9 protein-coding genes and 1 pseudogene are annotated in these 9,382 nt (G+C 61.7%); 7 read left to right on the top strand and 3 right to left on the bottom strand.

Annotated features, from left to right (window positions below; translation table 11 throughout):
- The first annotated feature begins 100 nt into the window (after positions 1-100).
- Positions 101-1,222: an XRE family transcriptional regulator gene (locus PARACOCCUSGL_RS0118915; protein ID WP_010400291.1), complete on the top strand. Its 1,122-nt coding sequence runs from the start codon at positions 101-103 to the stop codon at positions 1,220-1,222.
- A gap of 53 nt (positions 1,223-1,275) precedes the next feature.
- Positions 1,276-1,725: a type II toxin-antitoxin system VapC family toxin gene (locus PARACOCCUSGL_RS0118910; protein WP_237701582.1), complete on the top strand. Its 450-nt coding sequence runs from the start codon at positions 1,276-1,278 to the stop codon at positions 1,723-1,725.
- 91 nt (positions 1,726-1,816) lie between these two features.
- On the opposite strand, the gene PARACOCCUSGL_RS0118905 is transcribed toward PARACOCCUSGL_RS0118910, so the two are convergent.
- Positions 1,817-2,884, bottom strand: coding sequence for a hypothetical protein (locus PARACOCCUSGL_RS0118905; protein ID WP_024845494.1), 1,068 nt, complete (start codon positions 2,882-2,884; stop codon positions 1,817-1,819).
- 226 nt (positions 2,885-3,110) lie between these two features.
- Here PARACOCCUSGL_RS0118905 and PARACOCCUSGL_RS0118900 point away from each other — a divergent pair, with 226 nt between their 5' ends.
- Entirely contained in the window at positions 3,111-3,995 is an 885-nt protein-coding gene (locus PARACOCCUSGL_RS0118900) for a recombinase family protein (RefSeq protein WP_010400286.1), read from the top strand.
- A gap of 63 nt (positions 3,996-4,058) precedes the next feature.
- Here the strand turns inward: PARACOCCUSGL_RS0118900 and PARACOCCUSGL_RS0118895 are convergent, their stop codons facing one another.
- Together PARACOCCUSGL_RS0118895 and PARACOCCUSGL_RS0118890 are read right to left on the bottom strand one after the other, a co-directional pair.
- The gene (locus PARACOCCUSGL_RS0118895) at positions 4,059-4,469 is read right to left on the bottom strand and encodes a PIN domain-containing protein (RefSeq protein ID WP_010400285.1); all 411 of its coding nucleotides are present in this window, start codon (positions 4,467-4,469) and stop codon (positions 4,059-4,061) included.
- The gene (locus PARACOCCUSGL_RS0118890; RefSeq protein WP_010400283.1) at positions 4,459-4,686 is read right to left on the bottom strand and encodes an AbrB/MazE/SpoVT family DNA-binding domain-containing protein; all 228 of its coding nucleotides are present in this window, start codon (positions 4,684-4,686) and stop codon (positions 4,459-4,461) included. Before PARACOCCUSGL_RS0118890 ends, PARACOCCUSGL_RS0118895 begins: the two co-directional genes overlap by 11 nt.
- A 209-nt stretch (positions 4,687-4,895) precedes the next feature.
- Here PARACOCCUSGL_RS0118890 and repA point away from each other — a divergent pair, with 209 nt between their 5' ends.
- The 4 genes and pseudogenes from repA to PARACOCCUSGL_RS0118870 form a co-directional block, all read left to right on the top strand.
- Entirely contained in the window at positions 4,896-6,089 is a 1,194-nt protein-coding gene (gene repA / locus PARACOCCUSGL_RS0118885; RefSeq protein ID WP_010400282.1) for a plasmid partitioning protein RepA, read from the top strand.
- Positions 6,073-7,005, top strand: coding sequence for a plasmid partitioning protein RepB (repB, locus tag PARACOCCUSGL_RS0118880; protein ID WP_029372735.1), 933 nt, complete (start codon positions 6,073-6,075; stop codon positions 7,003-7,005). The genes repA and repB overlap by 17 nt, the downstream gene beginning before the upstream one ends.
- A 212-nt stretch (positions 7,006-7,217) precedes the next feature.
- Positions 7,218-8,429: a plasmid replication protein RepC gene (repC, locus tag PARACOCCUSGL_RS0118875; protein ID WP_029372733.1), complete on the top strand. Its 1,212-nt coding sequence runs from the start codon at positions 7,218-7,220 to the stop codon at positions 8,427-8,429.
- 169 nt (positions 8,430-8,598) lie between these two features.
- Positions 8,599-9,354: pseudogene (locus PARACOCCUSGL_RS0118870) on the top strand (ParB/RepB/Spo0J family partition protein); the annotation flags it as partial.
- Between the last annotated feature and the right edge of the window lie 28 nt (positions 9,355-9,382).

Below are 9,382 nucleotides of genomic sequence, written 5' to 3'. Positions count from 1 at the left end.
TCCACCAAATGCCGGGACTGAACACCTAGACATTTAAAGCTCCATGTGTCGATTTCGGTTGACGAGCCTGCCAACCTTGTGTTTAAATATATGGTAAAAAATGGCGTTTATCAACCAAAACAACAACCGCCGGGAGAGGACCATGTTCGGACAAAGGCTCAGGCTTGCCCGCAAGCGGGCCGGCCTATCCATGCAAGCTCTCGCTGACCGCGTGACCCCGAGCGTGTCGGCGCAGGCCATTAGCAAATACGAGGCGGACAAGATGATGCCGTCCTCATCGGTGCTGGTCGGCCTCGGCAAGGCGCTTGGCGTGTCGCTGGATTTCCTGCTCGGCGGCCAGGTCGAAGCTCTGGAAAGCGTCGAGTGGAGGAAGAACTCGACCGCCTCGGCGCAGGATCGCGCGATGGCGGAAGCCATCGTGATCGAGAAGCTCGAAGACTATCTCGCGATCGAGGACATCCTCGACATGCACCCCGCCGAAAACCCCTTCGCCGCGCTGCGTGTGGACATGGTGGCCGATGAAGAGGCTATCGACGCCAAGGCGCGGGACGTGCGGCGCGAATGGAAGCTCGGGATCGACCCGATCCCGAGTATGACCGCCCTGCTCGAAGACAAGGGACTCAAGGTCATCGAGGCCGATCTTCCTGAGCGCATCAACGGGCTGGCTTGTCATGTCGAGCGGGCGGAAGGCGCACCGACTGAGGTGATCGTCGTCTCTCGCCACACCAATGTCGAGCGCAAGCGCTTCAACCTCGCCCACGAACTCGCGCACCGGATCATTACCGAAACCGGCAACGCCGCGCTGAAGAAGGAACCCTCTATGCACCGCTTCGCGGGGGCGTTCCTCATTCCGCGTGAGCATCTGGAAGAGGAAGCTGGCCGAAACCGTCACGGCATGACCTGGATAGAGATCATGCGGCTCAAGCGCACCTATGGCGTCTCTGCCGCCGCGATGCTCGTGCGGCTCGGCCAGGTAGGCATTCTATCGAAGAGCGCTGTGGAATATGCGTTCAAGACCTATGCGCGAAGCTGGCGGCGCGAAGAGCCAGAGCCTATCGGTCCAGGCGAGGGCTTTGCGGCCTTCGAGAAGCCGCAGCGTTTCGAGCGCCTCGTCTGGCGCGCGCTTGGCGAAGAGATGATTTCTCCCGTGCGGGCGGCGCAGATGCTCGGGCTCCCCTTGAGCGTTGTCGAACGCGACATCAGGGGGCCTCGTGACCAGTGACCTGTGTCGTCGTCAATGATGCGTCCTGCCTGATCGACCTGAAGAAGGGAGAGTTGCTGCACGTCCTGCTGCGGCTGCCCTATCGGTTCATCGTGCCCCTGCCCATCCGTGAGGAGGAGCTCCTCGACTTCACGGCGCAGGAATGGCGGATGCTCGAAGATGGTGGCCTTGCCACCTATGATCTGCCGGGCGAAGAGGTCGCGCGGGTTTTCGCGCTGAAGCGGGAACATAGCCGCTTGTCGGCCAACGACTGCTTCGCCCTCGTCACGACAACCTGCCAGGAGAACGGCATCCTCCTGACCGGCGACAACCTTCTGCGCAAGGTCGCCACCGCCCGCGCCGTGCGCGTCCATGGCGTGCTGTGGATCATCGACGAGCTGCACGCCGCCGAAGTCTGCGAGGTCGAGCTTCTTGTTTCCGCCCTGCAAATCTGGCGGGCGGATGAGGCGGTCTTCCTGCCTCCTGCCGAGATCGACAAGCGGCTGCGCCGTCTCAGCGCATAGCTGCAGAGATTGCCGATCATCTCACCTTCTGGGCATAGGTCTATTGAGGACAGAAGTGCGTCAAGGAATTCGGAAAGCTCATCAGCAGCATTCAGTTCGCGGTGCACCACATCCGATAGCGCCCTTGTCTCGTTACCTCACGGATTAGCCCTCGCGCTTCCATCCAAGCAAGGTTGCGCTGAACGGCAGTTCGACTGGCGCCTGTAATGGCCTCGGCCATTGGCGCAGAAACGAGTGGCCATTCCGTAAGTGTGGCGAGCAGCGCCGGAGGGGTCTTACCCGAGAGCGGCGACATTTCGGTTTCTGCCCGCACAAACCAAGACTCAATGTCATCTAGGTAACGCATCGCAGTCAGGCACGACGTCGCCATTCCCTCAAGCCAGCGAGCGAGGCGATCGACCGGCGGGCCACTAACACGGAGCCCCCCTGCCCCGCCCATGGCGAGCGGTGCGAAGATGGCGCCGCTTCCATCGCTGGCCGCGATCCTGGACGCGGTGACGGCGGCTTCCATCTGGTCACCGTGCTGTCCGAGGCCGGCCAGGTTCCAGAGATGAAAGCCCATGCAAGCCCGCGTGATTGGGTGGAGCTCGGCTGCTGCAGCCATTACCTCCAACCATCCGCCCGCGCGATCTTCGAAACGCTCAGCGCAATCTTCTGTGTTCTCGGGATCGCGGCGATCCAGGAAGGCGGCCAAGTCAGCTTTCGGTCCGGGACCGCCTGTCAGGCGCCGAACAGCCCATCCAACTCTTGCCAGCGCATTTGGGTCATCCTGTGCGCCTGACAGCCGCATCGATACCCAAAGGGCCAGACGATCAGCACTGACCCTATCCCCTGCGAACCAGCTGAGGTCTGCCGCCTCGATCAGTGCGAGGCGGTGCCGCCAGCCTTCAGGGCCGCGCAGCAGCCGGTCATCCAGAGCACCCAGGCGTCCAGCAACCCGTGCGAGTCGCGCAGCGTGAACGCCTTCTGCCTTTGCCCAATCTTCTATGACAGCAGTGTCGGGCGGTTCTGCCCGTGGCCCGGGAGGCAAATCATCCGGTTCTTCTTCGAGTGGTCCCGGCAGAAACCAGAGATCCTCTTCGTGAGCCTCTTCATCCTCCTCGATGGTGATGAGGGGGTCATTGAAATCATCATTTAAAGCGGATGCTTGGGTTTTCATATGTGCAAAATACTGTCCTTTTGCACATTACCCAAGTGATTTTGTGGCGGTTGCCTTCGCTCTTTATATAGTATGCGCGCGCGACTGCCGGTGGAACCTCTCAGATCGCGCTCAGCGCAAGGTAACCAAGGGTTTTTGGACGAGCGCGACGAGAGAACGCCTACTTGCATTCGTTTCCAAACGGTCGTTTATTGGTGCTATATGAAATTGCAAACGGCCTAATTTTATGCCCCTGATCGGCTACGCGCGCGTCTCGACCGAGGATCAGACCCCCCTGCCCCAGTCGCAGGCCCTAAAATCCGCAGGCTGCATCGAGATCCACGAGGAGCAGGCCTCGGGCGGCAACCGCGCACGGCCCGTGCTGGCCCGCGTACTCGAGCGGATTAGCAAGGGCGATACGCTGGTCGTGGTGCGCATCGACCGTCTGGCGCGGTCGCTGTCGCATTTGCTGGAAGTGATCGAGTGGCTGGAGGCCAAAGGGGCCTTCTTCCGCTCGCTCCATGATCCGATCGACACGTCCTCGCCGCAGGGCAAGTTCACCCTCCAGGTCCTGGGTGCCGCCGCCGAGTTTGAGCGCGCCTTGATCCGCGAACGCACCAAGGCCGGGCTGGCCAGCGCAAAAACCAAAGGCCGGGTTGGCGGCAATCCGGGCCTGCGCGCCGGTGATCCGGCGGCGCTGCGAAAGGTGCGGCTTGCGCGACAAGACGGCTATATGGAGCGGCTCAATGAAACCGCGCAGGACTGGGTGCCGCATGTGCGCCGCCTGCGGCCCGACATGGCGTGGGAGGACGTGCTGCGCATCGTCAACGGCCCCCTGCCCCGCGAGCGCCAATGGACGCAAAGCCGCCTTTTGCGCGCCGTGAATGCCTATGTCCGCGACGGCTTCCTGCCCGAAACGGTGCTGGGCCGCGCCGGGCGGCGCGAGACGGATGATCGCTTGCCCGCCATCGTCGCCGCCATCAAGGGCGCGGATCCGGACATCACGCTTCAGGCGATCTGCAGCCGGCTGGAAGCCATGCGTGAGCGAACACCCCGTGGGCGGACAAGCTGGCAGCCCTCCTCGGTCAAGATGCTGCTGGAGCGGGCGGAGAGGTTGGGTCTGCTTGAGTAGCCTAACAACCTTGCGAATCCTCCATGACATGGAAGGATTACAAGACTTTGGCAGACGCCAAGCTCAGAAACTGTCCGCTCGCGCAAAGGGGTTGATGATGCGAAGTTGGCCTTCCACCAGCAAGCCATCTTGCATGTCCTCGCTCCACAGCGTGGTGCAGCCTGCAACCAAAGCGCTGGCCACGATCATCGCGTCGTAGATCGAGAAGCCGTAGCGTTCCGCCAAGGCGCGGCCGACGTCATGGGTCTGAAGGGTCAGGTCTTCGACGGGACACAAGGCGCGCACGCCCTCGAGAAACGCCCCTACTTCCTCCCAACTCAGGCCAGCCTTGCGGCGACAGTTGACCAGCGTCTCGTTCAGGACTTGAACGCTGATCCGGGGCCCCTGCCCCAAGATGACCTCGGCGCGATCGGCCTTCGGGCCGTCGTCGAGCAGGTAAAGAACGACATTCGTATCCGCGAACTCAGCGCTCATACGCGTCATCGCGGCTCAGGCGCTCTGCAGCGGGCAGCTTGCCCCGGAACCGGCGCAGACCCGTCAGCACCTCATCCGCGCGCGCCAGACGACGGACTCTGACCTGGCCGTCGTCCTTGACCAGGTCGATCTGATCGCCTTCCTTGAGGCCAAGCTCCCGAACAAGCTCGGCGGGCAGGCGGACGGCAAGCGAGTTGCCCCATTTCGCGACCTGCATTTTGGCCTCCTGCGTGGATATACGATCAGTAATGTATATCACACTAGCTACATGGGCAAGCCTGTCCGCGAGCTTGGGCTACTCTTGTGCGTCACGCAGTGGCTGACACCAGATTTAGAAAGTGCTTGCGCGAATCTGATCGGTCAGGCAATAGTCTCGAAAAATAACGCGCGGTCACATAAAAATCGCGCCCACGGATCGAGCGGGGCATGACCGAGATAGACAAAGACCTGGACGTCGCCATTGGCCACTACGCCGAACTCTTGGCTTCGAACCTGCATGCACAACGCGCAGCGCACTTTCCACCCGACGCGAAAAAGGTGATGCGCAGCTTGACGAGCGGTGAGGCGGCCGAGCTGCTCGGTGTCGATCACACCTACCTTCGCAAACTTCATCGGGAAGGCAAGATCACGGACGTTGAGACGACGGCCGGTAGCCATCGCCGCTACACCCTCGACGATGTCTGGGAGATCAGACAAAGCCTTGAGGCCAACGCCAAGAAGCCGGGAACGTACGTGCCGGGCCGTCGTAAGGGCGACGAGCTGCAAGTCATTTCCGTTGTGAATTTCAAGGGTGGAAGCGGCAAGACCACCACATCAGCGCACCTTGCGCAGAGACTCGCGTTCAAGGGTTATCGTGTGCTGGCCATTGATCTGGATCCGCAGGCGTCGTTGTCCGCCTTGCACGGGATCCAGCCTGAACTGGACCTCATGGAAGGCGGGACGCTGTACGACGCAGTCCGGTATGACGACCCTGTTCCGGTTTCCGAGGTCATCAGGAAGACCTACATCCGTGGCCTGGATCTCATTCCGGGCAATCTCGAGCTCATGGAGTTCGAGCACGAGACCCCGGCCGCGATCCAGCGTGGCGGCGCCCGCGCTTTCTTCGCGAGAGTCCGAGACGCCCTCGACAGCGTCGAAAGTGACTACGATGTCGTCGTGATCGACTGCCCTCCGCAACTGGGCTTCCTGACCATGTCTGCCCTTTCCGCGTCTTCGGGCGTCCTGGTGACGGTCCACCCGCAGATGCTTGACCTCATGTCCATGTCGCAGTTCCTGCGGATGACGGCCGACCTGCTGGGCGTGATCCGCGATGCAGGCGCCAACCTGCGGTTCGATTGGCTCCGGTTCCTGCCGACCCGCTACAAGGTGGGCGACGCCCCGCAAACCGAGGTGATCGCCTTCATCCGCGGGCTCTTCGGGCGTTCGGTGCTGACCAACCACATGGTCGAGTCGACGGCGATATCGGATGCCGGGCTGACCAAGCAGACCTTGTATGAGGCGGACAAGAAGGACTTCACGCGCCAGACCTTCGACCGCGCCATCGAGTCCATGAATGCCGTCAACGACGAGATCGCTGCGATCATCCAAAGCACGTGGGGACGCAATGGCAAGAAAGCCTAAACTGGGACTGCCCTTGCAGACCTTGCGCAATGCCCCCGACGCTCTTGAGGGGCGCAGGCTGCGGGGCGGCGTGTTCGAGATCGAGCCTGACCATGTCGAGACCGTGGGCAGGCTGGATGACCGTCTTCAAATCGAGATTGCGGGGCTGAAGGCATCGATCTCCAGAAGTGGCCAACGGGTGCCGATCCTCGTGCGACCTCTCGAAGGGGATCGCTACAGCCTGATCTACGGGCGGCGTCGGCTTGAAGCCTGCCGGGATCTCGGGATCAAGGTCCGTGCGATCGTCACCGAAATGGACGGGGATCAGGCGCTTCGGGATCAGCTGCTCGAGAACCAAGAACGCCGCGACCTGAGCTTCATCGAACGTGCCTTGGTGGCGGCAGCCTTGCTCAATGGCGATCACCTGGGAGAGGCGGAACGCACCAACAAGGGCGTGGCAGAGGTTCTAGGTCTTACCGAAGCTGGTGTGTCGCAGCTGTTAAGCGTCGTCCGCGCGGTTGGCGAGAGCCTCGTCCTAGCGATAGGTGCTGCGCCAGGTATCGGCCGGCCTCGTTGGGAGGAACTCAAGAAGTCACTGGGCGATGCATCTGTGGACCGCGAGAACCTCGCTGCACTAGCGGCAGAGACCAGGTCCTCTCACTCCGGTGGACCTGACGAAAAGTCGGACGCCGCGTTCCTGGCCGTCCTCGCCGCAGTGGTGCAGGCAGAGCGGCCGACCCGCCCATCAAGCCCCCGAGGGGCACCTAGTGTGGCCATTCCGGGTGTCGGGGCTGCAACCATCGCGACAGGGCGCCGCGGCCGACAGTTCAAGCTCGAGCTGAAGGCCGAGGACAGAGATTTTGTCAGCTGGCTTGAGGGCAAGGCCCCGCAGCTGATCGCCGAGCTTCACGAGCGCTGGAAGCGCAAGGAAGACTGAGGAAGAGCAACAACCAAAAAGGAGGCACGAGACAGGCAGAAAAGAAAAAGGCCCCGAGAAGCAAGCTTCACGAGACCTTTCTTAGGTTTCGCACGGGACCAGCCCGCTACAAAACTCAGTTTTCGCACCTCTGAATGTAGCGATCTGGCCCCTTTCCCGCAAGCGCAAAGCGATTCGCGGGCCAGGGAAATTTTGCCTTCGTGAATGACATCATGGAGTACACACCGATTTCGCCGTTTATGCGGCCGATCTCGCACAACCATCTGCGCGTGGTCGAGCGGCCTGAGGTATCTGTTCCGGGTAAGCCCATCAACAAGTGGGAACTCCTGCGCGAACTGTCCAAGGCGCAAGCGGCCTTTGGGGTCACAGAACGTGATTTGACGGTCATGCAGGGTCTTCTCAGCTTCTTCCCGGACGATGCGCTTGGCGGGAACGCTGAAATGGTCGTCTTCCCGTCCAACAAGGCGATCTGCGAGCGGCTGAATGGCATGCCCTGCTCCACCATGCGCAGGCACATTGCCCGCCTGGTGGACGCTGGCTTACTCATGCGCCGCGATAGCCCCAACGGGAAGAGGTATGTCCGCAAGCATGGCGAAGAGCGCGTGGCTTTCGGCTTCGATCTCTCGCCACTCTACTGCCGGTCCGAAGAGGTGGCACGGGCCGCAGAGGCCGTGCGTGAGGCCGAGGACCGTGTGCGGCGACTGCGGGAGGTCGTGAGCCTGATGCGGCGCGATCTCGCTGCCCTCGCGGAGTTTGGAGAGGAGATCCAGCCCGGCCTTGGCCTGTGGGATCAGTTTCGCGACAAGGCTGTCCTCACAGCGCGCGCCCTGCGCCGCAAGCTCACGCTTGAAGAGCTCTCCGCATATCGGACCGACCTTGAAGCCCTTCTCGATCGCGCACGCAACGTCCTTGATGGCCATGAAACAGAGGAAATGAGCACCAATGGTGCCAGTTTTGAGCGCCACCATCATAATTCAAATAAAGAATCTATAGATCTTGAACCTGCCTTAGAAAAAGGCGGGGCGTCGGCCGACGCGCCAGATGTTGAAACGGATGCACCTGGTGCTGACGTGGAAGAAGCGGACACAAAACGCGTGCCAAAGATCCCGCTCCATCTGGTGATCGCTGGCTGCCCGTCGCTCAAAACCTTTTACCAAGGCGACATCCGCCATTGGCATCAGCTTTTCGACGCGGCTTGCCATGTACGGCCCGCCATGGGGATCAGCGCGTCCGCTTGGGAAGAAGCGCAACGGTTCATGGGCCCCGAGCAGGCATCGATCGTTGTCGTCGCTATGCTGGAACGCTTTGCGGACATCCGGTCGCCCGGTGGCTACCTCCGTGCGCTGACATCCAAGGCAGCGGCGGGCGAGTTCTCCTGTGGGCCGATGGTCATGGCGCTGATGTCCCGGCGAAATGCTGCATAACAGCTGTTAAGTCTCTTGGAGCGATCATCAAGTTCGGCGCGACTTTACAGCTGTTAAGTCACGCGGCGATGTGTCGGTAGCAGAAGAGAGGAAAAGGTTGGTGGGTTGAGGGGTGACGGGAAGTGAGATCGGGAGAGTGGCTTCCGGCGCCCGTCGTGGAGAAGATCTGATGGCGAAAGCAGCCCAGAAAGTCACTCTGTCCCCCTCACGGGACATCCCCTTCGACAAGCTCGTGCTGAGCCAGTCCAACGTGCGGCGCATCAAGGCAGGCGTCTCCGTCGAGGAACTTGCCGAGGACATCGCGCGGCGCGGCCTGCTGCAGGGCTTGAACGTCCGGCCCGTGGTCGATGCTGAAGGGGTCGAAACCGGCATGTTCGAGATCCCGGCCGGCGGCCGTCGTTTCCAGGCGCTGTCGCTGCTGGTGAAGCAGAAGCGGCTGGCCAAGACCGCGCCGATCCGTTGCATCGTGCGGGATACGGCGTCGGAGATCCTCGCCGAGGACGACTCGCTGGCAGAGAACATGCAGCGCGTCGCCCTGCACCCGCTGGACCAGTTCCGCGCGTTTCAGGCCCTGCGCGAAAAGGGTCAGGGCGAGGAAGCGATTGCGGCGGCCTTCTTCGTCACGCCGCAGATCGTCAAGCAGCGCCTGAAACTCGCTTCCGTGACCCCTGCCCTGCTCGAGGTGTATGCCGAGGATGGCATGACGCTCGAACAACTGATGGCATTTACCGTGAACCCGGATCATGCGCGTCAGATGCAGGTCTGGGAGGCGATCAAGAACTCCTGGAACAAGGAGCCCTATGCCATCCGGCGCATGCTGACCGAGACCTCGGTCAGGGCCTCAGATCGTCGCGCGATCTTCGTCGGTGTCGATGCCTATGAGGCGGCGGGCGGTGTCGTCCTGCGCGATCTCTTCCAGGGAGATGTTTGATCCCACGGTTTGATGGTGCGAT

It is taken from the genome of Paracoccus sp. TRP (genome assembly GCF_000185925.1).
GTDB lineage: Bacteria > Pseudomonadota > Alphaproteobacteria > Rhodobacterales > Rhodobacteraceae > Paracoccus > Paracoccus kondratievae.
Note: the sequence above shows the minus strand (reverse complement) of the source record. Positions and strands in the feature narration are given on the sequence as shown.

Excerpts from the sequence above, each read along its gene's own strand:
- PARACOCCUSGL_RS0118890 (WP_010400283.1), bottom strand. The coding sequence starts at position 4,686 with ATGCAGGTCGCGAAATGGGGCAACTCGCTTGCCGTCCGCCTGCCCGCC.
- PARACOCCUSGL_RS0118900 (WP_010400286.1), top strand. The coding sequence starts at position 3,111 with ATGCCCCTGATCGGCTACGCGCGCGTCTCGACCGAGGATCAGACCCCC.
- repA (WP_010400282.1), top strand. The coding sequence starts at position 4,896 with ATGACCGAGATAGACAAAGACCTGGACGTCGCCATTGGCCACTACGCC.
- PARACOCCUSGL_RS0118895 (WP_010400285.1), bottom strand. The coding sequence starts at position 4,469 with ATGAGCGCTGAGTTCGCGGATACGAATGTCGTTCTTTACCTGCTCGAC.
- repC (WP_029372733.1), top strand. The coding sequence starts at position 7,218 with ATGGAGTACACACCGATTTCGCCGTTTATGCGGCCGATCTCGCACAAC.
- repB (WP_029372735.1), top strand. The coding sequence starts at position 6,073 with ATGGCAAGAAAGCCTAAACTGGGACTGCCCTTGCAGACCTTGCGCAAT.
- PARACOCCUSGL_RS0118905 (WP_024845494.1), bottom strand. The coding sequence starts at position 2,884 with ATGAAAACCCAAGCATCCGCTTTAAATGATGATTTCAATGACCCCCTC.
- PARACOCCUSGL_RS0118915 (WP_010400291.1), top strand. The coding sequence starts at position 101 with ATGGCGTTTATCAACCAAAACAACAACCGCCGGGAGAGGACCATGTTC.